This is a genomic window from Mycobacterium sp. 1245499.0, assembly GCF_001673615.1.
Taxonomy (GTDB): Bacteria; Actinomycetota; Actinomycetes; order Mycobacteriales; family Mycobacteriaceae; genus Mycobacterium; species Mycobacterium europaeum_A.
The window spans coordinates 1-22,322 of sequence record NZ_LZMG01000240.1 but is presented as its reverse complement, the minus strand read 5'-3'; the positions used below and the strand labels follow the sequence as shown (position 1 = coordinate 22,322).

General features: G+C 68.8%; 23 protein-coding genes, 1 tRNA gene and 1 other RNA gene. 14 read left to right on the top strand and 11 right to left on the bottom strand.

Annotated features, from left to right (window positions below; translation table 11 throughout):
- Window positions 1-80: 80 nt before the first annotated feature.
- Window positions 81-539: a lipoprotein LpqH gene (locus A5646_RS13490; RefSeq protein WP_197498105.1), complete on the bottom strand. Its 459-nt coding sequence runs from the start codon at window positions 537-539 to the stop codon at window positions 81-83.
- Between the two features lie 175 nt (window positions 540-714).
- On the opposite strand from A5646_RS13490, the gene A5646_RS13485 reads away from it, so the two are divergent.
- Together A5646_RS13485 and A5646_RS13480 are read left to right on the top strand one after the other, a co-directional pair.
- Window positions 715-1,095 (top strand): hypothetical protein, encoded by a 381-nt coding sequence (locus A5646_RS13485; protein WP_066868304.1) that lies wholly within the window; start codon window positions 715-717, stop codon window positions 1,093-1,095.
- 8 nt (window positions 1,096-1,103) lie between these two features.
- A complete protein-coding gene (locus tag A5646_RS13480; RefSeq protein WP_066868305.1) occupies window positions 1,104-1,850 on the top strand; it encodes an enoyl-CoA hydratase/isomerase family protein in 747 nt (248 codons plus the stop codon).
- On the opposite strand, the gene A5646_RS13475 is transcribed toward A5646_RS13480, so the two are convergent.
- Together A5646_RS13475 and A5646_RS13470 are read right to left on the bottom strand one after the other, a co-directional pair.
- Window positions 1,851-2,675 (bottom strand): hypothetical protein, encoded by an 825-nt coding sequence (locus tag A5646_RS13475; protein WP_066868307.1) that lies wholly within the window; start codon window positions 2,673-2,675, stop codon window positions 1,851-1,853. It lies immediately after the preceding gene.
- Window positions 2,676-2,763: 88 nt separating this feature from the next.
- Window positions 2,764-2,852, bottom strand: a tRNA-Ser gene (locus A5646_RS13470).
- A gap of 76 nt (window positions 2,853-2,928) precedes the next feature.
- Between A5646_RS13470 and ffs the strand changes: the two genes are divergently transcribed.
- The 3 genes from ffs (at window position 2,929) to A5646_RS13455 (ending at window position 6,404) form a co-directional block, all read left to right on the top strand.
- Window positions 2,929-3,025, top strand: an RNA gene (ffs, locus tag A5646_RS13465) — signal recognition particle sRNA small type.
- A 159-nt stretch (window positions 3,026-3,184) separates the two neighbouring features.
- Window positions 3,185-4,477, top strand: coding sequence for an aminotransferase class I/II-fold pyridoxal phosphate-dependent enzyme (locus A5646_RS13460; RefSeq protein WP_156749051.1), 1,293 nt, complete (start codon window positions 3,185-3,187; stop codon window positions 4,475-4,477).
- Window positions 4,478-4,529: 52 nt separating this feature from the next.
- A complete protein-coding gene (locus tag A5646_RS13455) occupies window positions 4,530-6,404 on the top strand; it encodes a DNA polymerase III subunits gamma/tau (RefSeq protein WP_066868309.1) in 1,875 nt (624 codons plus the stop codon).
- A 14-nt stretch (window positions 6,405-6,418) separates the two neighbouring features.
- Here the strand turns inward: A5646_RS13455 and A5646_RS13450 are convergent, their stop codons facing one another.
- Both A5646_RS13450 and A5646_RS13445 read right to left on the bottom strand, forming a co-directional pair.
- The gene (locus A5646_RS13450) at window positions 6,419-7,729 is read right to left on the bottom strand and encodes a class I SAM-dependent methyltransferase (protein ID WP_197505187.1); all 1,311 of its coding nucleotides are present in this window, start codon (window positions 7,727-7,729) and stop codon (window positions 6,419-6,421) included.
- Window positions 7,726-9,117, bottom strand: coding sequence for an FAD-binding oxidoreductase (locus A5646_RS13445; RefSeq protein WP_066868374.1), 1,392 nt, complete (start codon window positions 9,115-9,117; stop codon window positions 7,726-7,728). The genes A5646_RS13450 and A5646_RS13445 overlap by 4 nt, the downstream gene beginning before the upstream one ends.
- 82 nt (window positions 9,118-9,199) lie before the next feature.
- Here A5646_RS13445 and A5646_RS13440 point away from each other — a divergent pair, with 82 nt between their 5' ends.
- Complete coding sequence (locus tag A5646_RS13440; protein ID WP_066868313.1) at window positions 9,200-9,637, top strand: SRPBCC family protein; 438 nt, start codon at window positions 9,200-9,202, stop codon at window positions 9,635-9,637.
- Between the two features lie 57 nt (window positions 9,638-9,694).
- On the opposite strand, the gene A5646_RS13435 is transcribed toward A5646_RS13440, so the two are convergent.
- Window positions 9,695-10,456 carry an Rv3717 family N-acetylmuramoyl-L-alanine amidase gene (locus A5646_RS13435; protein ID WP_197498099.1) on the bottom strand — a complete coding sequence of 254 codons (762 nt, stop codon included), beginning with the start codon at window positions 10,454-10,456 and terminating at the stop codon, window positions 9,695-9,697.
- Window positions 10,457-10,554: 98 nt separating this feature from the next.
- Here A5646_RS13435 and A5646_RS13430 point away from each other — a divergent pair, with 98 nt between their 5' ends.
- Window positions 10,555-10,899: a YbaB/EbfC family nucleoid-associated protein gene (locus A5646_RS13430; protein ID WP_066868317.1), complete on the top strand. Its 345-nt coding sequence runs from the start codon at window positions 10,555-10,557 to the stop codon at window positions 10,897-10,899.
- 16 nt (window positions 10,900-10,915) lie between these two features.
- The gene (gene recR, locus A5646_RS13425) at window positions 10,916-11,527 is read left to right on the top strand and encodes a recombination mediator RecR (protein ID WP_008263246.1); all 612 of its coding nucleotides are present in this window, start codon (window positions 10,916-10,918) and stop codon (window positions 11,525-11,527) included.
- A gap of 6 nt (window positions 11,528-11,533) precedes the next feature.
- On the opposite strand, the gene A5646_RS13420 is transcribed toward recR, so the two are convergent.
- Genes A5646_RS13420 through A5646_RS13410 form a run of 3 tightly spaced genes read right to left on the bottom strand, consistent with a single transcriptional unit; the run spans window position 11,534 to window position 13,945 of the window.
- Window positions 11,534-11,956, bottom strand: coding sequence for a hypothetical protein (locus A5646_RS13420; RefSeq protein WP_066868319.1), 423 nt, complete (start codon window positions 11,954-11,956; stop codon window positions 11,534-11,536).
- Between the two features lie 11 nt (window positions 11,957-11,967).
- Complete coding sequence (locus tag A5646_RS13415) at window positions 11,968-12,663, bottom strand: type 1 glutamine amidotransferase (protein ID WP_156749053.1); 696 nt, start codon at window positions 12,661-12,663, stop codon at window positions 11,968-11,970.
- 4 nt (window positions 12,664-12,667) lie between these two features.
- Complete coding sequence (locus A5646_RS13410) at window positions 12,668-13,945, bottom strand: Mur ligase family protein (RefSeq protein ID WP_066868323.1); 1,278 nt, start codon at window positions 13,943-13,945, stop codon at window positions 12,668-12,670.
- A gap of 78 nt (window positions 13,946-14,023) precedes the next feature.
- Between A5646_RS13410 and A5646_RS13405 the strand changes: the two genes are divergently transcribed.
- Window positions 14,024-15,016, top strand: a complete 993-nt coding sequence (locus A5646_RS13405) for a DEDDh family exonuclease (RefSeq protein ID WP_066868325.1) — start codon at window positions 14,024-14,026, stop codon at window positions 15,014-15,016.
- Between the two features lie 15 nt (window positions 15,017-15,031).
- Here the strand turns inward: A5646_RS13405 and A5646_RS13400 are convergent, their stop codons facing one another.
- Complete coding sequence (locus tag A5646_RS13400) at window positions 15,032-15,706, bottom strand: response regulator transcription factor (protein ID WP_066868327.1); 675 nt, start codon at window positions 15,704-15,706, stop codon at window positions 15,032-15,034.
- A 119-nt stretch (window positions 15,707-15,825) separates the two neighbouring features.
- On the opposite strand from A5646_RS13400, the gene A5646_RS29425 reads away from it, so the two are divergent.
- Entirely contained in the window at window positions 15,826-15,981 is a 156-nt protein-coding gene (locus A5646_RS29425) for a DUF6131 family protein (RefSeq protein WP_165827896.1), read from the top strand.
- A gap of 140 nt (window positions 15,982-16,121) precedes the next feature.
- Here the strand turns inward: A5646_RS29425 and leuA are convergent, their stop codons facing one another.
- The gene (leuA, locus tag A5646_RS13395; RefSeq protein ID WP_066868329.1) at window positions 16,122-17,921 is read right to left on the bottom strand and encodes a 2-isopropylmalate synthase; all 1,800 of its coding nucleotides are present in this window, start codon (window positions 17,919-17,921) and stop codon (window positions 16,122-16,124) included.
- A 291-nt stretch (window positions 17,922-18,212) separates the two neighbouring features.
- Here leuA and A5646_RS13390 point away from each other — a divergent pair, with 291 nt between their 5' ends.
- The 4 genes from A5646_RS13390 to A5646_RS13375 all read left to right on the top strand — a co-directional run.
- Window positions 18,213-19,478 carry an aspartate kinase gene (locus A5646_RS13390; RefSeq protein ID WP_066868330.1) on the top strand — a complete coding sequence of 422 codons (1,266 nt, stop codon included), beginning with the start codon at window positions 18,213-18,215 and terminating at the stop codon, window positions 19,476-19,478.
- The gene (locus A5646_RS13385; RefSeq protein ID WP_066868333.1) at window positions 19,479-20,513 is read left to right on the top strand and encodes an aspartate-semialdehyde dehydrogenase; all 1,035 of its coding nucleotides are present in this window, start codon (window positions 19,479-19,481) and stop codon (window positions 20,511-20,513) included.
- Between the two features lie 8 nt (window positions 20,514-20,521).
- On the top strand, window positions 20,522-21,652 hold the full coding sequence (locus tag A5646_RS13380; protein ID WP_066878796.1) for a DUF4185 domain-containing protein: 1,131 nt from the start codon (window positions 20,522-20,524) through the stop codon (window positions 21,650-21,652).
- Window positions 21,653-21,853: 201 nt separating this feature from the next.
- The coding region (locus A5646_RS13375; RefSeq protein WP_197498097.1) for a DMT family transporter at window positions 21,854-22,322 on the top strand (469 nt) is incomplete at its 3' end.

Here is a 22,322-nt window from a genome sequence, read left to right as displayed (position 1 = left end):
GCGAGTGCTGCCTGGTTGGCCAAACCGCGAGCGGCGGACGCGTGAGTGAGGCACGTCCGCCGCTCGAGGGCCGCAACCGATCAGCCGCAGGACACCTTGATGTTGAAGTCCTTGGTGATCATTCCCGCCATCGGGTTCTTCATGTCGGCGCCCTGCGCCTGACCGGTGATGGTGTAGGTCTTGCCGTCCACCGCGACGTTGGCCGAACCCACCTTCGCGCCCATGTTGTCGCTGACCGCCAGGGCGTTGCCGTCGACAACCAGGGCCAGCGACTGCACCTTCGGGTTGGCCTCGTCGGTGAGCACCACGGCCAGCGCCTGCTGGGCGCCGCCAGTGGAGCCGCTGCCGATGTTGATCTTGCCGCCGGTCCGCACGCAGGTCACCGACGCGGGGTTCACGCCCGCGAGGTCGGTACCGCCCACCTTGACCTGCGCGCTGGTGCCCGTGGAGGCGCTGGGCGCCGTGCTCGACGCCGGTGCGGCCGAGTGGCCGCCGCTCGAGCACCCCACCAGGGCCACTGAAGCCGCGGCGCAGCCCAGGGTCCCAATCGCAGCTGCGAGAAGACGTTTCACTTGTGGTTCCTTCCTTCGTGCGCCGCCCCGATGGCGTCGTCCTGGCGTCAGTACAGACCGCGACAGCCGCTACCGATCCCAAATTTCGGCCGGCCCGGCGGTAGGCTGCGTCGGTGTCGGAGCCGGCGAAGGGAGTACCGCAATGCTCAGCGTGAAATGGCTGGAAAAGCCTGAGGCCCATGACTTTCCGGCCGCAGCGGACTACCTCAGCATGCTTGCGGGCGCACAAACCGTGAAAAAGGCGATCAAAAAGCTCAAGTCCGGGACGGTGACACACCGCAAGGCCAAGGACATTCTGCGGGCGGCGCGGCTGGGCCTGCTGCCGGTGGACAATCCGCACGTCGCCGCGGACCTGACCAAGATCGAGAAGGGCCTGCCGCTGTCACCCATCCTGCTGGTGCGCGGTGACTTCCGCACCGGGGTTCCGGTGCAGATCGCCGACGGGTACCACCGCGTCTGTGCGAGTTATCACACCGACGAGAACACGGACATTCCCGTGGTCCTCGCGGCCATCGGCGGCTGAACGAAGGGATGATCGTGATCGACATCGACACCGTGGGATCCGTGCAGGTGCTGACCCTGTCGTCGGGTCCGGTCAACGCCCAGGATGTCGAGCTGCTCGAAGAGCTGGCTTCGGCGGTGAACGAGCTGGCGCGTTCGGACGCCGGTGCGCTGGTCGTCACCGGTGCCGGCCGCGCCTTCAGCGCCGGCGTCGACCTCAACCGAGTGGTGCAGGGCGGCGCCGGCTACACCGATCGGCTGGTCCCCGCGCTGTCCGCGGCCTTCGAGGCGATGTTCGGCTATCCGGGACCCACCGTCGCCGCGATCAACGGCGCCGCCATCGCGGGCGGCTGCGTCCTCGCGTGCGCCTGCGACCGCCGCCTGATCAGCCCGCAGGCGCAGATCGGCGCGGCCGAGGTGCGCGTCGGGGTCCCGTTCCCCGTCGCCGCGCTGGAGGTCATGCGTTACGCGTGCGGGGTGCACGCCGACGAGGTGCTGCTGGGCGGCCGCAACTATCGGGGCGCGGAGGCGGTGGCCCGCGGACTGGCCCACCGCGTCGTCGACGACGAGCTCCTCGAGGCGGCGCTGGCGGAGGCGTCGGACCTGGGCAGCATCCCGCCCGACGCCTACCGGCAGACCAAGACCCAGTTGCATGCCCCGACGACGGCGCGGATCCAGGAGGCCCGCGGTGTGGATGACGAGGTCCGCCGGATGTGGGGCACGGACGAGACGCTGGGACGGATCGCCGCCTATGTGGAGCGGCTGCGGCGCCGCTGACTAGTTCTCGTCGACGGTTTCGTCCAGGGCGACACCGGTCGGCGTGCGCCTGCGCCGCATTCGGTGCGACCCCTTGCCGGTCGGGCGCCGGTTACGCAACTTGGCCCGCGACTCGTCGGGCTCGTCGCCCTCGGCCGCTTCGGCGTCCTCGATCGGTGTTGCCTCGGTTGCCGGCTCCGGCTTGGGCTCGGTGGCCACGGCGGGTTCCGCGGCCGGCTCAGCCTGGTCGGCGTCCGCGGTCTCTTCGACTTCCCCGGCGGCGGTCTCCTCCTCGTCCGCCTCGTCGGCTTCGTCCGCCTCGGCCTCGTCGGCGGCCGTCTCGGTGTCGGCCTCCTCGCCCTTCTTGCGCCGCACGCGACGCTTCTTGGGCTTCTTCGCCTTGATCGGTTTGGGCGGCGGCGGGGGCAGCTCGGCGACGAAGGAGAGGTAGAAGGCGAAAAAGCCGAGCAACGCGATCGCGGCGGCGGCGCCGTAGATGCCGAACAGCCACCGCCCGGCGGCGTCCAGGCTCAGCCAGATCTCGCTGATCGCCGTCCCGATGATCAGCACACCGGCCAGCACGTGGGCCACGATCGACCAGATCCTGATGGACAAGGCCAGCTGCGGCGTCCCCAGCTCGGGCTTGCGGGTGCGCAGCTGGGTAAACACCACCGGCAGCGCCGCGAGCGCAATGAGGGCGCCCGTCACAATGCGCAGCGCCATCCCCAGCGTGCGTGAGGTGTCGCCCATCAGCTCCGGCCAGCGGGGCAACACGAAGAAGAAGTAGAGGGCGCCGGCAGCGAGGGCGAACACCAGGTGCCATGGCACGGCGATCTTGCGCCCCATACCCCTCCTCGTGCTGGTGAATTCACGCCAGCCTAAGGCGGCCGACCCGAATCCATATCAATTCGTACCTGTCCGCTAGGCGGACAAATGGCGGAGGATGCGGGATTTGAACCCGCGAGGGCTGTTAACCCAACCCGCGTTCCAGGCGAGCGCCATAGGCCACTAGGCGAATCCTCCGTGGCCATGGTAACCGAGGGCCCAACGGCCGCCGCCAGTTGCTCGTCGTCCACCCCGGGGCAGGTATTAGACTCATCGCTGGACCCCGCGCGGCGTCTATCCTGTGAACTCCCCCAGGGCCGGAAGGCAGCAAGGGTCAATGGGCTCTGTCGGGTGCGCGGGGTCCCCTAGGTCAAATGGGTGCCGACCCGCTGCGCGCGGGGCTGCCGCGCTTGCGATCGCCGCTGTGCATCATCAGTGACGACCCGCCGCGCCCGGTCCCCCGCAAGCGGGAGGTACCCCCGGCGCCGCGCTTGCGGCCGCCACCAATGCCGACAGCGAAAGGGTTCACGGTGTCGCTGGAGTCCCTCACCCCGGCCGAGCTCGCGGCCGCAAACGCCCGCCACCAGCAGGATTACGCGGCCCTGCAGGCCAAGAAGCTTTCTCTGGACCTGACCCGCGGGAAACCGGCCCCCGCCCAGCTGGACCTGTCCAACCAGCTGCTGAGCCTGCCCGGCGACGACTACCGCGACAGCGAGGGGACCGACACCCGCAACTACGGCGGCCTGCACGGCCTGCCCGAACTGCGGGCCATCTTCGGCGAGCTGCTCGGCATCCCGGTGCAGAACCTGATCGCGGGCAACAACTCCAGCCTGGAACTGATGCACGACCTCGTCGCCTTCTCGATGCTGTACGGCGGCGTGGACTCGCAGCGGCCCTGGAAGGACGAACCGACCGTCAAGTTCCTGTGCCCCGTCCCCGGCTACGACCGGCACTTCGCCATCACCGAGACGATGGGCATCGAGATGATCCCCGTCCCGGTGCTGTCCGACGGGCCCGACGTCGACCTGATCGAAGAGCTGGTCGCCGCCGACCCGGCCATCAAGGGCATGTGGACGGTGCCGGTGTTCGGCAACCCGACCGGGGTCACCTACTCCTGGGACACCGTCCTGCGGCTGGTCCAGATGCGGACGGCGGCGCCGGACTTCCGGCTGTTCTGGGACAACGCCTATGCGGTGCACACTCTGACGCACGACTTCATCCGGCAGGTCGACGTGCTCGGGCTGGCGGCCGCCGCCGGCAACCCCCATCGCCCGTACGTGTTCGCATCCACCTCCAAGATCACCTTCGCCGGCGCCGGCGTGAGCTTCTTGGGCGGATCGCTGGGCAACATCGCGTGGTACCTGCAGTACGCGTCGAAGAAATCGATCGGACCCGACAAGGTCAACCAGCTGCGGCACCTGCGCTTCTTCCGCGACGCCGACGGCGTGCGCCTGCACATGCTGCGGCACCAGCAGATCCTGGCGCCCAAGTTCGCCCTGGCCGCCGAGATCCTGGATCAGCGGCTCAGCGACTCCAAAATCGCGTCCTGGACCGACCCGAAGGGCGGCTACTTCATCAGCCTCGACGTGCTGCCCGGCACGGCCAAGCGGACCGTCGCGCTGGCCAAGGACGCCGGTATCGCGGTGACCGAGGCCGGTGCGTCGTTCCCCTATCGGAAAGATCCGAAGGACACCAACATTCGGATCGCGCCGACCTTCCCGTCGCTGCCGGACCTGCGCGAGGCCGTCGACGGCCTGGCCACCTGCGCCTTGCTCGCGGCGTCGGAGTCGCTGCTGGCGTCGTCCGCCTCGAGTGTGAACTAGCCGACCCCGCCGGGCCGCATCGTCGTCGGCGGACGCCGGTAACCTGCTGACCGTGGCCCTCTACCGCAAATACCGACCGGCAACCTTCGCCGAAGTGGTGGGTCAGGAGCACGTCACCGAACCGCTGTCGATCGCCCTGGAAGCCGGCCGGATCAACCACGCGTATCTGTTCTCCGGGCCACGCGGCTGCGGGAAGACCTCCTCGGCGCGCATTCTGGCCCGCTCGCTGAACTGCGCGCAGGGGCCGACGGCCACCCCCTGCGGGGTCTGCGATTCCTGCCAGGCGCTGGCGCCCAACGCCCCCGGCAGCATCGACGTGGTCGAACTCGACGCCGCCAGCCACGGCGGTGTGGACGACACCCGCGAGCTGCGCGACCGCGCGTTCTACGCGCCGGCCCAGTCGCGCTACCGCGTGTTCATCGTCGACGAGGCGCACATGGTGACCACGGCGGGATTCAACGCGCTGCTCAAGATCGTCGAGGAGCCCCCCGAGCACCTGATCTTCATCTTCGCCACCACCGAACCGGAGAAGGTGCTGCCGACCATCCGGTCGCGCACCCATCACTACCCGTTCCGGCTGCTGCCGCCGAAGACCATGCGCGCGTTGATCGCTCGGATCTGCGAACAGGAGGGCGTCGCCGTCGACGACGCCGTCTACCCGCTGGTGATCCGCGCCGGCGGCGGCTCGCCCCGCGACACCCTTTCGGTGCTGGATCAGCTGGTGGCCGGCGCCGAAGGCGCCCACGTGACCTATCAGCGGGCGCTGGGCCTCCTCGGCGCCACCGACATGGCCCTGATCGACGACGCCGTGGACGCGCTCGCCGCCGCCGACGCCGCGGCGCTGTTCGGTGCGGTGGAGTCGGTGATCGATGCCGGCCACGACCCACGGCGTTTCGCCACCGATCTGCTGGAGCGGTTCCGCGACCTGATCCTGCTGCAGGCCGTCCCGGACGCGGCGAGCCGCGGCGTGGTGGACGCGCCGGAGGATGTGCTGGAGCGCATGCGTGAGCAGGCCACCCGGATCGGGCCGGCAACGCTGACCCGCTACGCCGAGGTGGTGCAGGCCGGGCTGGGGGAGATGCGCGGAGCCACCGCGCCGCGCCTGCTGCTCGAGGTCGTGTGCGCGCGACTGCTGCTGCCCTCGGCCAGTGACACCGAATCCGCCCTGCTGCAACGCGTCGAGCGCATCGAGACCCGGCTGGACATGTCCATTCCCGGCTCCGAGGCCACCGCCGCTGCGCCGCGCAGCGCGCCGGCGGCGGCCGAACCGGAGGCACCCGCCCGGTTCACCCGGCGGTCCGCGGCGGGCGCCGCCAAGCCCGAGCCGAAACCCGAGGCCAAGCCGGTCCCGGTCGCCGAACCGACCCCCGAGCCGCCCCCGGCGCCCGCGCCCGAACCGGCCGCGGCCCCGCCGCCGGCGGCCGAATCAGCCTCTGCGCCAGGCGAACTCAACACCGCCGCGGTGCGCAGCATGTGGCCGACGGTGCGCGAAAAGGTCCGTCAGCGCAGCCGCACCACCGAGGTGATGCTGGCCGGTGCGACCGTCCGGGCCCTCGAGGGCAACACGCTGGTGCTGAGCCATGAGTCGGCGCCGCTGGCCAAGAGGCTCTGCGAACAGCGCAACGCCGACGTCATCGCCGAAGCGCTCAAAGACGCGCTCGGCGTCAACTGGCGGGTGCGGTGTGAGGCGGGCGCGCCGGCCGCCGCGCCGACGGCCCCGCCCGCCGGCGGCGGAAGCGGCCCGGCCGTGCCCAGCGCGCCGGAGCCCGCACCCGACCCGGATTCCGCGCGGCGCGACGAAGAAGAGGAACACATGCTCGCCGAAGCGGTCCGCGACGAGCCGTCGGCGCCGCGCCGCGACCCCGAAGAGGTCGCGCTGGAATTGCTACAGAACGAGTTGGGCGCCCGCCGCATCGACAACGGCTAGCCGAGGCGGGCGGGTCAGGGCGTCCACCACGGCCGCAGCGGCAGGTCGTCGTCGCCGCGCGGGTCGACCTTGGCGGCCAGCACGTGATGCAGCTGAAGGTTGTTCTGTTCGAACGCCACCCGCGATGCCGCCATGTACAGACCCCACACCTTGGCGGTCGGCAAGCCGACCTCGGCGACGGCCGCGTCCCAGTGCTCGACCAGATTGCGGCACCAGTCGCGCAGCGTCATCGCGTAGTGATGGCGGAAGTTCTCCGCGTGCAACACCTCGAAGCCCGCATCCTGGATGTCGCTGGTGATGCGGCCCGAGCCGGTCAGCTCCCCGTCCGGGAAGACGTAGCGATCGGTGAACCCGCCGGCGAACGAGGTCGAGGTGTTGTCGTGGCGGGTGATGCAGTGGTTGAGCAGCAGCCCGCCGGTGCGCAGCTTCGACTTCAGGAAGCCGAAGTAGGCGGGGTAGTTCTTGACGCCGATGTGCTCGGTCAGCCCGATCGAGGACACGGCGTCGAACCGGGTCTCGCCGACGTCGCGGTAGTCGGTGTGCCGCACCTCGGCCAGCTCGGTGAGGCCTTCGTCGGCGATCGCCCGCTGCGCCCACTTCGCCTGCTCGGCCGACAGGGTGGCGCCGATGGCCCGCACGCCGCGGCGCGCGGCGTAGCGCACCATCCCGCCCCAACCGCAGCCGACGTCGAGCAGCCGGTCGCCCGGCTGCAGCCGCAACTTCTCGAAGATCAGCCGGTACTTGTTCTGCTGGGCGTCTTCCAGCGTCGCCTCGGCGTCGGGATACACCGCGCAGGTATAGGTCATCGATGGGCCCAGCACCAGTTCGTAGAAGGTGTTGGAGACGTCGTAGTGGTGGTGGATGGCCTCGGCGTCGCGGGTCTTGCTGTGCATCAACCCTTCGGTGACCCGGCGCCACCGCGGCCGGGTTTCCTGGGGTGGCGGTGACACCGGCAGCAACCGCTCGAAGCCCATCGAACGGACGACATTGGCCAGCACCCGTGCCGGTGGCCGCTTGAATTCGACCCGATCGGTCAGCGTCTTGAGCAGTTGGTAAGGATCACCCGGATGCACGCCGTATGCCTGCAGGTCGCCCGCCACATAGGCGCGGGCCAGGCCGAGCTCGCCGGGCGCGGTGGCCAGGTAGGTGGCGCCGCGGGGGGTCCGAAGGTCCAGGCCCAGTTCGGCGTCCTCGCTTCCGGCGGTACTGCCGTCGTAGGCGGTGAACTTCAGCGGATGTCGGCCGGTCGCGGCGAAGACCTCCAGGATCTCGGCCATGCTGAGTTTGCCCGTCGACGAGCGGTGCGGTTCTTTTGTCGTCGTCATCGCCGTTGCACCGCCTTTGCGTAGAGGTCGAGTAAACGAGAATCGGGGTCATAGGTTTTCTTGACGGTGTTGTAGGCCTCGCCGCCGTACAACTCGTCGAAGTCCTCACGGGAGTAGAAGGACTCGGAGTACAGCGACTTGTGGCCGCCGAGCTCGCCCACCTTCGCTTCGATCATCCGATTGGTGGCGCCCTCGGTGGCGCCGGCCGGCACCGAGGACCAAAAGCCGACATTGACGTACGTGTGATCCGGCCGCATCGGGTACAGCGGCCAGCCCTGGTGGTCGCGCAGACGCAAGGGGCACAACCAGATTGGCGTGATGGGGACGGTATCGAGGAACCACTCCAAAAACTCGCAGGTCCGTTCGACCGGCACCTCGACGTCTTGCACCACCCGTTCGCGCGGTGGTCGGCCGTTGCGCTTCTCGATCCGGTCGGCGATGCCGAACCGCTGATCCAGCGCGATGAGCTTCCAGTAGAAGCTGCTGCGCCGGTAGCGGCGCGGCCACCAGCGGCGCAGCCGCGGGTCCTGGACGCCGAACGCGCGCGAGCACCAGAACCAATCGGTGTCCCAGCGCCAGAAGTAGTCGTTGATGGTCAGCCGGTCATCCTTGGTGGCTTCGACGCCCGCGGAGTCGTGCCGGATGGACTGGTAGTAGATGTCGCGGCCGGTATAGTCGCTGACCGGGCCGGGAGTGGTGGTCCGCCGGCCCACACACAGGTAGCTTTCGTCGGCGCTGAAGACCACGCCGTCGAGGTAGTCCACCGGCGTCCCGCCCTGCCCGCCGGTGTCGATGATGCGTTCCATCGCCGCGACCAGATCCGGCAGCGAGCGGAATCGGACGTGACGCAGCGCCACGAACGGCGCGACCGGTTCCAGCTCGATCCGAAGCCGTGTCGAATAACCAAGCGTCCCATAGGAATTCGGGAAGGCACGGAAGAGGTCGGCGTGCTGGGTGCGCGACGCGGTGAGCAAATCGCCAGCGCCGGTGAGGATGTCCATCTCCAGCACGGATTCATGCGGGAGGCCGTTACGAAACGACGACGACTCGATGCCCAGTCCGCTCACCGCGCCGCCGAGGGTGATGGTCTTGAGCTGGGGGACGACCAGTGGCGCAAGGCCGTACGGCAGCGTGGCGGCGACCAGGTCCGCGTACGTGCACATGCCGGCCACGTCGGCGGTGCGGGTTTCGGGATCCACGCTCAAAACCCCGGTCAGTCCCGACGTGTCCAGGCCGGGCGCATCGCGTTTGGTGCGGGCGCGGAACAGATTTGACGTCGGCTTGGCCAGCCGGACGGCAGACGTTGCCGGGATGGATCGATAACTTGCCATCATCCGGTCGACGCCGGACTTGTGGGCCGAGAGTGCAGATCCAAGGACAGGCACCAGATATACCCTAGTCTTCGACAACAGCCCGTGCACCCGTCGCGAGCGGGCGGTACCGGGGAAATCAGCATGAGGAGGGGTCGCCTTGGGACAGGTGAGCGCAGAGAGCACCATCTTGATCAACGCGGAGCCCGCGGCAACCCTTGCCGCCGTCGCGGACTACCAGAACGTCCGCCCGAAGATTCTGTCGCCGCAGTACAGCGACTACCAGGTGGTGCAGGGCGGTCAGGGCGCGGGCACGATCGCCAAGTGGAAGCTGCAGGCCACCAAGTCACGCGTGCGCGACGTGCAGGCCGACGTCGACGTGGCCGGGCACACCGTCATCGAAAAGGACGCGAACTCGTCCATGATCATCAACTGGACGGTGGCCCCCGCCGGGCCCGGCTCCAGCGTCACCGTGAAGACCACCTGGACCGGCGCTGGCGGCGTGAAGGGCTTCTTCGAAAAGACCTTTGCGCCGTTGGGGCTGAAGAGGATTCAGGGCGAGGTGCTGGCCAACCTGAAGAAGGAACTGGAGAGCTGACCTAGCGGGGCGACGATGGCGGCCGGAACGGCCGGTTGAGGAGCCCCGCAATCAAGCTCAGCGCGCCTGGCCCTGCGAGGCCAAAAACCCCGCGACGCCGCGGACCAGTGCGTCGGCGTACTTCTGCCGGCCCTCGGCGGATTCCATCAGCGCCGAGTCTGCGGGGTTCTTCATGTTGCCGCACTCGACGAGGATCGACGGGTACTGCGCCAGGTTCAGGCCGGTCAGATCCGAGCGGCCGTAAAGACCGTTCTGGCCGATGTAATTGGCCGGCGGGATCCCCGAGCCCTGCATCTGGTCGCGCATGATCCGCGCGTACTGCACCGACGGGCCCGCCTGCACCTGGTTGAGCGGCGGCGCCGAGTAGTTGACGTGGAATCCCCGCCCGGACGGCGGACCGCCGTCGGCGTGAATGGACAGGACCGCGTTGGGATGCAGCGCGTTGGCCGCGTTCGCGCGTTCGTCGACGCACGGCCCCAGGCCGGTGTCGTTGGCGCGGGACAGCGCGGTCCGCACGCCGAGGGCGCTCAGTTCGGCGCGCACCCGCAGCGCGGTGTCCCAGGTGAAGCTGTGCTCCATGTAGCCGGTGTTGGTCGCGGTTCCGCTGGTCTGACAGTCCTTCGTGCCGCCACGGCCGGTGGGCACCTGACGGTTGATGGAGCCGTCGTTGGAGCCGTTATGGCCCGGGTCGATGAAAACCACCATGCCGGCGATGTTGGACGGGACCGCCCCCGCGGTCGGCATGATCGCCGTCGAAGCGGCGACGAGCACACCGACCGCCAATTTGATCCCGACACGTCTGCTCAGTCGTAGGTCCACGGCGCAAAGCTAACGCCGAGCGGTCTACGCTGGGGGTTTCGAATCGCCGGAGACTCACGAGCGAAACCAACTCGAGACCAAGATGCGAGGGGATTGTCATGCAACCCGGAGGCGACATGTCGGCGCTGCTCGCCCAGGCGCAGCAGATGCAGCAAAAGCTCATGGAAGCCCAGCAACAACTGGCGAACGCCGAGGTGCATGGTCAGGCCGGCGGGGGTTTGGTGCAGGTCGTCGTCAAGGGCAGCGGCGAGGTGATCGCGGTGAAAATCGACCCGTCCGTCGTCGACCCATCGGACATCGAGACCCTGCAGGATTTGATCGTCGGCGCGATGGGGGACGCGTCCAAGCAGGTCACCCGGATGGCCCAGGAGCGGTTGGGGTCGCTGGCCGGCGGCTTCGGTCCCCCGCCGGGGCAGCCGCCCGCGCCGGCGCAGGGGCTCTAGGCTCTCCGCCACCGTCATGTTCGAAGGACCCGTCCAGGATTTGATCGACGAGCTCGGCAAGCTGCCGGGCATCGGGCCCAAGAGCGCCCAGCGCATCGCGTTCCACCTGTTGTCGGTGGAACCGCCGGACATCGACCGGCTGACCGCGGTGCTGGCCAAGGTTCGCGACGGCGTGCGGTTCTGTGCGGTGTGCGGCAACGTCTCCGACAACGAGCGGTGCCGGATCTGCGCGGATCCCCGCCGGGACGGCTCGCAGGTGTGCGTGGTCGAAGAGCCCAAGGACGTCCAGGCCGTCGAGCGCACCCGCGAGTTCCGCGGCCGCTACCACGTTTTGGGCGGTGCGCTCGATCCGCTGTCCGGGGTGGGGCCCGATCAGCTGCGGATCCGCGAGCTGTTGAGCCGGATCGGCGAGCGGGTCGACGACGTCGACATCACCGAGGTGATCATCGCCACCGACCCGAACACCGAGGGCGAGGCGACGGCCACCTACCTGGTGCGGATGCTGCGCGACATCCCCGGCCTGACCGTGACCCGGATCGCGTCGGGGCTGCCGATGGGCGGGGACCTGGAATTCGCCGACGAGTTGACGCTCGGCCGTGCGCTGGCCGGCCGCCGGGCGATGGTCTGACGAGCCTCACGCCTTGCTCAGCTGGAACGACCGGGTGACGGTCCGCCCAGGCTCTCCGCCACACGCGTCCGTCGTCGTCTGCTGGCCTTCGCCGGCGAGCGACACGGCATCGAAGCTGTAGTCGACGGTCACCGGAGCGATTACGCCGTTCGGGCACTGCGCCTGGGCCGTGCCGCTGTGCGTCCATCGCCCGTTGGCGAGGTGGAACTCCCAGCTGGTGACCAACGTCCCGCCATCTTGGGAGGTCGCCCGGGTGCAGTCCGATCCGCACGGGACGAAAAGCCAGGCGGTCGGTTTGTCGTTGTCCGTGTAGAGCACGTTGTACCGGCCGTTCAGCACTTCGGGGTTGGCGTGCGCCGGTGCCGACGACGCGAGAAACGCGGCGGTCAACGCGGCGCCGGCGGCAAGTCTGTGGCTGATCTTCGTCATCTCGTTTCGTCCTAGCGGGCCGCCAGCCGCTCGCGGCGCAGCAAGTCGACCTCCGGCATCGGCAGCGGCGCCAGCTCGCCGACCACCGTGCCGAGCAGCAGGTCGGCCAGCTGCGGGTTGCGGGCCAGGCATGGGCCGTGCATGTAGGTCGCGATCACGCTGCCCTGCACTGCGCCGTCGAAGCCGTCACCGGACCGGTTGCCCGCGCCCTTGACCACCGCGCCCAGCGGCGACGCCGCCGGCCCCAGCACGGTGCCGCCGCGGTGGTTCTCGAATCCGGTGAGGCGCTCGGTCAGGCCCGCCAGCAGCGGCTTGGTCGCCAGCTCGCCGATGGTGCGCACCTGTTGCGGCGACGTCGTCGCGTCCAGCATGCCCACGCCGTCGACGCGTTCCCCGGCCGACGTTTCATACCAGTGCCCGAGCACCTGAACGGCCGCGCAGATCGCCAGCACCGGAGCGCCCCGGTCCGCGGCGCGCTGCAGGCCCGGGTATTTGATCAGGTGCCGGGTGGCCAGGCGCTGCGCGTAGTCCTCCGCGCCGCCCAGCGTGTAGAGATCCAGCGACTCGGGAACCGGGTCGGCCAGCGTGATCTCGACGATCTCGGCGGCGATGCCGCGCAGCCGGAGCCGTTGCCGCAGCACCAGCGCGTTGCCGCCGTCGCCGTAGGTGCCCATCACGTCGGGCAGCACCAGCCCGATCCGTACCACCGAGTCAGCCATGGCGCGCCAATGCCCGTTGCAGCTGCAGGAACGCCGTGTAGTTGGCGACGACCTCCACCCGTCCGGGCGGGCACGACGCGATCGCGGCGACGGTGTCGTGCACCAGGGTGTGCTCGACGCCCGCATAGCCGAGCCGCACCGCCAGGTCGGTGCCGCGCTCCCCGGCGGCCACCACCGCGGTCTCCTCGCGCTGCTGAAGCTCGCCGGATTCACCTCGTGCACGAGGCTCACCGGCGAGAAGCTCGAACCGCACGTCCCAGAGCCACGACAGGTCCTCCCCGTCGGGCACCTGGCCGTTGACCGAGATGACCACCCCGGCCGCGTGCTTGTCCACCATCGACAGCGCCTCCTGCCAGCCGGCCGGGTTCTTCGCCAGGAGGATGCGCACCTCGTGCGCGCCGACCCGGACCGTCCGATAGCGCCCGGCGACCTCGTCGACGGTCGAGACGGCCGCCACCGCCTTGCCGGGATCGGCGCCCAACGCCACGGCGGCCGCGACGGCCTGGGCGGCGTTGCCCCGGTTGACCGCGCCGGGCAACGCCAGCCGCATCGGCAGCGAGAGGCCGTCCGGCCCGTAGAGGCTCTCGTCGTCGAACCACCACTGCGGGCTAGGGCGTTTGAAGTCCGCGCCCGTGGAATACCAGTGGCCCCGGTCGCGGACGATGACCTCGCCGCTGCGCGGGCAGCTGACCGAGTCGTTCGACCACGACCCACCCGCGGCCACCCACACCACGTTCGGGCTGTCGTAGGCGGCCGAGGTCATCAACACGTCGTCGCAGTTGGCCACGACGACCGCCCCCGGGTGCCGGGCCAGGCCCGCGCGCAGGGTCCGTTCGATGACGTTGATCTCGCCGACCCGGTCCAGCTGGTCGCGCGACAGGTTGAGCAGCACGACGACGCCGGGGTCGACGGCGTCGGACACGTGCGGGACGTGCATTTCGTCGACTTCCAGGGCCGCCAGCGGCGCACCCCGGTTGGCGGCGAGCGCGGCGATCAGGCCGGCGTCCATGTTGGCGCCCTCGGCGTTGGTGGCCACCGAACCGAGCGTCGCCAGCGCGGCCGACGTCATGCGGGTGGTGGTGGATTTGCCGTTGGTGCCGGTGACGATGACGGTGCGCCGTCCCGCGGCGAGTTGCCGGAGCACCGAGCGGTCCAGCGTCATCGCGATCAGGCCGCCGATCATCGCCCCGGCGCCGCGGCCGGTCACCCGCGACGCCCAGCGCGCGCTCGCCCCGGCGGCGAGGGCCAGACGGGCACGGGTGGTAACCACCCCGGAAGTTTAAATGTGCCACCCCGACACGGCGTCTTTCGACCGGGTGATGTCGGTCGGCCGTGCCATCCTCAGTGCATGAGCGGGGTGCCCTGGGGTCGGCCGGCCAGCGAGCCGGACGCGGGCTGGGCCGTCGTTGACGTCGAGACCTCGGGCTTCCGGCCGGGCCAGGCGCGGATCATCAGCGTGGCCGCGCTCGGTCTGGACGCCGACGGCAACGTCGAGCACTCGGTGGTGAGCCTGCTCAACCCCGGCGTGGACCCGGGCCCCACCCATGTGCACGGCCTGACCGCCGCCATGCTGGAAGACCAGCCGCAATTCGCCGACATCGTCGGCGACGTGGCCGAGGTGCTGCGTGGGCGCACCCTGGTCGCCCACAACGTGGCGTTCGATTACGCGTTTCTCGCTGCCGAAGCCGAACTGGCCGAGACCGAACTGCCCGTCGACAGCGTCATGTGCACTGTGGAGCTGGCCCGGCGGCTGGACCTCGGCATCGACAACTTGCGGCTGGAGACGCTCGCGGCGCACTGGGGCGTCACCCAGGAGCGGCCGCACGACGCCTTCGACGACGCGATGGTGCTGACCGGCGTGCTGGCTTCGGCGCTCAAGCTCGCCCGCGAGGGCGACATCTGGTTGCCGATCCACCCGGTGACCCGGCGCCGCTGGCCGAACGGCCGCGTCACCCACGACGAGCTGCGCCCGCTGAAGGTGCTGGCCTCCCGGATGCCCTGCCCGTATCTGAACCCGGGTCCCTACGTCGGCGGCCGACCGCTGGTGCAGGGCATGCGTGTGGCGCTGGCCGCCGAGGTCGGCCGCACCCACGAGGAACTCGTGGAACGGATCCTGCATGCCGGGCTGGCCTACAGCGACGCGGTCGACCGGGAGACCTCGCTGGTGGTCTGTAACGACCCCGCCCCCGAGCAGGGCAAGGGCTACCTCGCGCGGCAGCTGGGGGTGCCGGTGCTCTCCGACGCGGAGTTCATAGCCGGCATCGGCGCGGTGATCGGCGGCACCAGCATGGACGAATTCACCGACGTCCGGGCGCTGGATCAGCAGCTCGCGCTGTTCTGACAGCTGCTTTGCCCGTCAGGGGCCGCCGTGCCAGTGTTCGATGCGGTGATGGTCGGGAGCGAATCCGTGCTCGACGCCCCACAACACTGCCTGGGTGCGACTGCCGAGGCCGAGCTTGCGATAGATCGTCCGAATGTAGGACTTCACGGTGTTAGGACTCAGGTAGGTCAACCGCGCCACGTCCGCGTTGCTCTTGCCCTGGGTGATCAGCGCAAGGATCTCCGCTTCGCGATCGCTGAGTCCTTCACCGCGACCCGGCCAGTCCAGCCCGGGCGCGCTGCGCGCCCGGCCGGCCACCGGACTGATGACCACTTCACCGGAATGCACGGCCTCTAAAGCGGCAACCAGCTCGCGCGCCGGAAGAGTCTTGGAGAGATAGCCTCGCGCGCCGCGCTGCCGTGCGCTGGCGATGAGATCGGGGTGAAAGTTCCACGTATATACGACGACTCGGCGCGCTCGCGGGTTGGCAACCAGAATTCCGATCTCTTCGTGATCGGATTCGGGTTGGGCGAATGAGTCGTACAGCACGATATCGACCGCGTCATCGACGGGCATGGTGGAGTCGAGTTCTGCGATGACGACGCGGTCTCGGTACGGGTCCAACATGTTGGCTACGCCCTTGACGACAACGTCGTAGTCGTCGACGAGCGCGATGGTGATCGGCGTTCGGGATCGCGACTCGGGTGGCATGCCGACGAGATTACCTACCTAAGGGTGTATTGGTACCCCCCTTAAGGGTGGTCGACTGAGCTCAGCGTCGGGCAACCGGCCGAACCAAGCAGTCAGGCATTTCAAGGGGAAGGCGCACCATGATCATTCTCGGTATCGTCCTGCTGATCGCGGGATTTCTGCTCAAGATGTCCATCTTGTGGACCCTCGGGATCATCCTCGTTGTGATCGGAGCAATCCTGGCGGTCCTGGGAAGCACCGGCCGGGCGGTCGGCGGCCGACGGCATTACTTCTGAGACGGCCGCCGCGCATCGCCTGGGACGCACTGCCGCGAGTTCTCGAGTGGCTGCTCGCCGTTTAGCGTTCAGGGCCCATCAGCGGGGGACTCGCCGCCACGGCGCCGTGGCGGCGAGTCCCCCGCTTTAGCGCTGTTTGATCACCCGCGAGCGGCGCGGTTGACCGCCGACACGACCGCGCGCAGCGACGCCGAGGTGATGGACGGCGCGATGCCGACGCCCCACACCGTCTGACCGCCGACCGACGCCTCCACGTAGGCCGCGGCCTGCGCGTCGTCACCGGCGCTCATGGCGTGTTCGGAGTAGTCCAGGACGGCCACGTCGAAGCCGACACCGCCGAGCGCGTGCACGAACGCGGCCAGCGGGCCGTTGCCCTGCCCGCTGATCTCGGTCTCCACCCCGTTGATCTTGACCGTCGCGGTGATGCGGGTGACCCCGCTGTCGTCCTCCGCCGCGTCGACGCGCTGCTTGATCCGCTCCAGCGGCAGGACCGGGGCCAGATACTCCTCGGAGAAGGCATCCCACATCTCCTTGGGGCTGACCTCGCCGCCTTCCCCCTCGCTGATCTTCTGCACCACCTGGGAGAACTCGATCTGCAGCCGGCGCGGCAGGGCCAGGCCGTGATCGGCCTTCATGATGTAGGCCACCCCGCCCTTGCCCGACTGCGAGTTGACCCGGATCACCGCCTCGTAGGTGCGCCCGACGTCCTTGGGGTCGATCGGCAGGTACGGCACCTGCCAGAGCATGTCCTCGACGTCCGCGCCGGCCTCATCAGCGTCGACCTTCATCTGGTCCAGGCCCTTGTTGATCGCGTCCTGGTGGCTGCCGGAGAACGCGGTGTAGACCAGGTCGCCGCCGTACGGGTGCCGTTCGTGCACCGGCAGCTGGTTGCAGTACTCCACGGTGCGGCGGATCTCGTCGATGTTCGAGAAGTCGATCTGCGGGTCCACGCCGCGGGAGAACAGGTTCAGCCCCAGTGTCACCAGGCACACGTTGCCGGTGCGCTCGCCGTTGCCGAACAGGCAACCCTCGATGCGGTCGGCCCCGGCCTGATAGCCCAATTCGGCTGCGGCGACGGCGGTTCCGCGGTCGTTGTGCGGGTGCAGGCTCAGGATGACCGATTCGCGGTTGGCCAGGTTGCGGCTCATCCACTCGATCGAATCGGCGTAGACGTTGGGCGTGGCCATCTCGACGGTGGCGGGCAGGTTGAAGATGATCGGGTTGTCCGGGGTCGGTGCGATGATCTCGCCGACGGCGTCGCATACCTGTTTCGCGTATTCCAGCTCGGTGCCGGTGTAGGACTCCGGCGAGTACTCGAACCGCCACCGGGTGCCGGGGTATTTGGCGGCTTCCTCGACGCACTTGCGGGCGCCTTCAGTCGCGATGGCCTGCACCGCGGCGCGGTCGGCGCGGAACACGACGCGGCGTTGCAGGATCGACGTCGAGTTGTAGAAGTGCACGATGGCCTGCGGCGCGCCGTCGCACGCCTCGAAGGTGCGCTCGATCAGCTCCGGCCGGCACTGGGTCAGCACCTGGATGGTGACGTCGTCGGGGATGGCGCCGTCGCTGATGATTTCGCGGACGAAGTCGTAGTCGGTCTGGCTGGCCGACGGGAATCCGACTTCGATTTCCTTGTAGCCCATGCGAACCAACAGATCGAACATGCGGCGCTTGCGTGCCGGGCTCATCGGGTCGATCAGCGCCTGATTGCCGTCACGCAGGTCCACCGCGCACCACAGCGGCGCATGAGCGATGACCCGGTCCGGCCAGGTCCGGTCGGGCAGCCGGATGGGCTCGACCTCTTCGGCGAAGGGCCGGTACCGGTTAACCGGCATGGACGAGCCGCGCTGCGGGTTCCAGGTGGGCTGCCCGGGCGCTGGTGGGCCCGCGGGCGAGACGATGGTGCGTGTCGAACTGAATGCGTCGGGATTGGAAGTCACGGTGATTGCTCCGGGGTATCAGAAGGGAACTTCAGACCGGCGCATCGCGAACACCCGCGACGGGAAGCCGGTCTGGATCAGACCCCGTCGCGGCGTCCGAGGAGGAGCACCCGCTGCACGTCCTGCACTTTACCGCTTATGGCGCCTTGTTAAAAATGCCGCCGAGACGGTAGCGAATGCGCGGGCCGGGGAACCAGGTATCGCGACGTAAATCACCATGCGGTGGCACGTATTCTGTTGTGGACTTATACGCGAATTTTCGATGTCCAGGGCCGGAGAGGCGGGAAAACCGTGGCGCTCGTCGTGCAGAAGTACGGCGGATCCTCAGTGGCGAACGCCGATCGGATCCGCCGCGTGGCCGAGCGCATCGTCGCGACCAAGAAACAGGGCAACGACGTGGTCGTCGTCGTCTCCGCCATGGGCGACACCACCGACGACCTGATGGACCTGGCCCAGCAGGTGTGTCCGGCGCCGCCGCCGCGCGAACTGGACATGCTGCTGACCGCCGGTGAGCGCATCTCCAATGCCCTGGTCGCGATGGCGATCGAATCGCTGGGCGCGCAGGCGCGCTCGTTCACCGGCTCGCAGGCGGGCGTGATCACCACGGGCACCCACGGCAACGCCAAGATCATCGACGTCACGCCGGGACGCCTGCAGGCCGCGCTCGACGAGGGGCGCATCGTGCTGGTGGCCGGTTTCCAGGGCGTCAGCCAGGACACCCGGGACGTGACCACGCTGGGCCGCGGCGGGTCGGACACCACCGCGGTGGCGCTGGCCGCGGCGCTGCGCGCCGACGTGTGCGAGATCTACACCGACGTCGACGGCATCTTCAGCGCCGACCCCAGGATCGTGCACAACGCCCGCAAGCTGGACACCGTCACCTTCGAGGAGATGCTCGAGATGGCGGCGTGCGGCGCCAAGGTCTTGATGCTGCGCTGCGTCGAATACGCGCGCCGCTACAACATTCCGGTGCACGTCCGATCCTCTTATTCGGAAGACCCGGGCACCACCGTCGTCGGATCGATCAAGGACATAGCCATGGAAGACCCCATCCTGACCGGAGTCGCGCACGACCGCAGCGAGGCCAAGGTGACCGTCGTCGGCATTCCCGACATCCCCGGATATGCCGCCCGCGTCTTCCGGGCGCTCGCCGATGCCGACGTGAACATCGACATGGTGTTGCAGAACGTCTCCAAGGTCGAGGACGGCAAGACCGACATCACCTTCACCTGCTCACGGGACAGCGGGCCCACCGCGGTGGCCAAACTCGATGCGCTCAAGGACGAGATCGGGTTCAGCCAACTGCTCTACGACGACCACGTCGGCAAGGTGTCGCTGATCGGGGCGGGCATGCGCAGCCACCCGGGCGTCACCGCCACCTTCTGTGAGGCCCTGGCCGAGGTGGGTGTCAACATCGAGCTGATCTCCACCTCGGAGATCCGGATCTCGGTGCTGTGCCGCGACACCGAACTAGACAAGGCCGTCGTGGCGTTGCACGAGGCGTTCGAGCTCGGCGGCGAGGAGTCGGCGACGGTGTATGCGGGGACGGGTAGATAAATGGTTGCTATCGGAGTTGTTGGCGCCACCGGCCAGGTCGGCCAGGTGATGCGCCGGTTGCTCGACGAGCGGGACTTCCCCGCGACGACGGTGCGGTTCTTCGCCTCGGCGCGCTCGCAGGGCCGCAAGCTGGAATTCCGCGGCCAGGAGATCGAGGTCGAAGACGCCGCGACGGCGGACCCGAGCGGGCTGGACATCGCGTTGTTCTCCGCCGGCAAGACGATGTCACTGGTGCAGGCGCCGCGGTTCGCCGCGGCCGGGGTAACGGTGATCGACAACTCGTCGGCCTGGCGCAAGGACCCGGACGTGCCCCTGGTGGTGTCCGAGGTGAACTTCTCCCGCGATGCCGGCAACCGACCCAAGGGCATCATCGCCAACCCGAACTGCACCACCATGGCCGCGATGCCGGTGCTCAAGGTGCTGCACGAGGAAGCGGGGCTGCAACGCCTGGTGGTGTCGAGCTATCAGGCGGTATCGGGCAGCGGCATCGCCGGGGTCGAGGAGCTGGCGACCCAGGCACGCGCGGTCATCGACGGCGCCGAGCAGCTGGTGCACGACGGCAACGCCGTAGCGTTTCCGGCGCCCGAAACCTACGTCGCGCCGATCGCCTTCAACGTGATCCCGTTGGCCGGCTCCCTGGTGGACGACGGCTCCGGTGAGACCGACGAGGACCAGAAGCTGCGCCACGAGAGCCGCAAGATCCTCGGCATCCCCGAGCTGGCGGTCAGCGGCACCTGCGTGCGGGTGCCGGTGTTCACCGGGCACTCGCTGTCGATCAACGCCGAATTCGAACGACCGCTGTCGCCGGAGCGGGCCCGCGAACTGCTCGACGGCGCGCCCGGGGTCACGGTGGTCGACGTGCCGACCCCGTTGGCGGCCGCCGGTGTCGACGAGTCGCTGGTCGGCCGGATCCGGCGCGATCCCGGGGTGCCCGACGGCCGCGGCCTGGCGCTGTTCATCTCCGGTGACAACCTGCGCAAGGGGGCGGCGCTGAACACCATCCAGATCGCCGAGTTACTCGCCGCCGAGTTGTGAATCCGCGGGTGAGTTCCGCGACGCGGTTCTCGCTTCTTGCGGCGTCATTGCTTGTGCCGCAATGCTTTTGGATAGCGCATGCCGACCCGCCCGCTCCGGCGCCCGAGCCGGTGCTGCAGCCGTTGGCGCCCGGTCAGGTGCTGCGGATCGGCCCCACCGCCGGAACCGGCACGCCGACAGGGGATTACGGCATCGGCGCGACCGATCTGTGTGAGTTCGTCGAGTTTCCAGCCGAATTGCTCCAAGTGTGCGGCGACAGCTTCGCGGGTCAGGGCGTCGGCTTCGGCGGTTGGTACGCGCCCGTCGCGTTGCGCGTCGACACGTCCTCCGTCGACGATCCCGGCGGGGTGCGCTACACCGGGGTCACCGGCATCAGCAATCCGCTGCTGGCCGATCCCGCCCCGCCGGGGGCCTCGCAGTTACCCGCCGGGGTGGTGCAGATCAACCGGCGCAACTACCTGATGGTGACGACGACCAAAAACCTCGAACCGCAGACCTCCCGGCTGGTGACGGCCGAACCGGCGCGCGCGGGCTGGCAGACGATCCCCGGGTCCAAGCGGCCCGCCTCGTATCAGGGTGGCTCGCAGACGCAGATCAGCGGCTACTACGACCCGATCCCCACCCCGGAGTCACCCAGTGGGTGGGTGTACATCGTGGCCGACAGTTTCACCCGCCGGGACCCGGTGGTGCTCTACCGGGCCACACCGCAGACGTTCACCGACCGGTCCCGGTGGCAGGGTTGGGCGGCGGGTCCGCAAGGGGGCTGGGGCAAGCCGCCGACGCCGCTGTGGCCTGACGCGGTGGGTGAGATGTGCATCCGGCAGATCGACGGCAAGGCGGTGCTGTCCTATTTCAACGCCGTCACCGGCAACATGGAGGTCCGGGTGGCAGACGACCCGACGTCGCTCGGCGACGCGCCGGTCACCACGGTGGTGCAGCACGACGAGTGGCCGGACCCGGCGGAAAGCCTGCCGCCGCCCTACGACAATCGGCTGGCGCAGCCCTACGGCGGCTACATCTCACCCGGCTCGACGCTCGACGAGCTCCGAATCTTTGTCAGTCAGTGGGACACCCGTGCCCGGGTGGCCGCGCCGTACCGGGTGATCCAGTTCGCGGTCAATCCGCTGCGGCCCGAATAGCAGCCTTTAACGGCTCCCAGCCGCACAAGTTGCGGGCGCCGTCGCGATCGACTCCCCGATGACCCCATCGGGAGCGCGACAAGCCAGATGGTTGGCCGGGCGTCCTCGGGTTGGGTTAGTGCGTCGTCAGGTAGGAAACCCCGTCATTCGTATACATCCGCAGCGGTGTGCATCGGATCGAACATTGCAAAGGAGTCAGCTATGTCAAACGCCGGTATCGCGCTGGTGCTCGCCCTATGCGCGGCACTGGCATCGGCGTTTGGGAATGTGATTCGTCAGCGCTCCGCGCAAGAGATCACCGACGAACCAGTCGGCCACCTCGCCCTGTTCCGCAAATCGTTGGGCGACACTCGGTGGTGGTTGGGCAGCGCGGGGGCTGTCGCCAATTACGCCCTGCTGGCCGCGGCGTTGGGCATTGGGTCGGTAATGCTGGTGACGGCGCTGCAGGTGACGGCACTGCTGTTCGCTTTGCCGATCTATGCGCGGCTGACGCATCACCGGATAACCCGCTGGGAATGGGCCTGGGCGGCGCTGCTGGCAGTCGCGTTGGTCGCGTTCATCATGATCGGTCAGCCGGAGGCGGGCCAATCGCGGGGATCGCTGACAAGCTGGACCGTCGTCGTCATGGTGATAGCCCCGCTGTCGGCGTTGTGTGTCTTGGGCGCGCGGA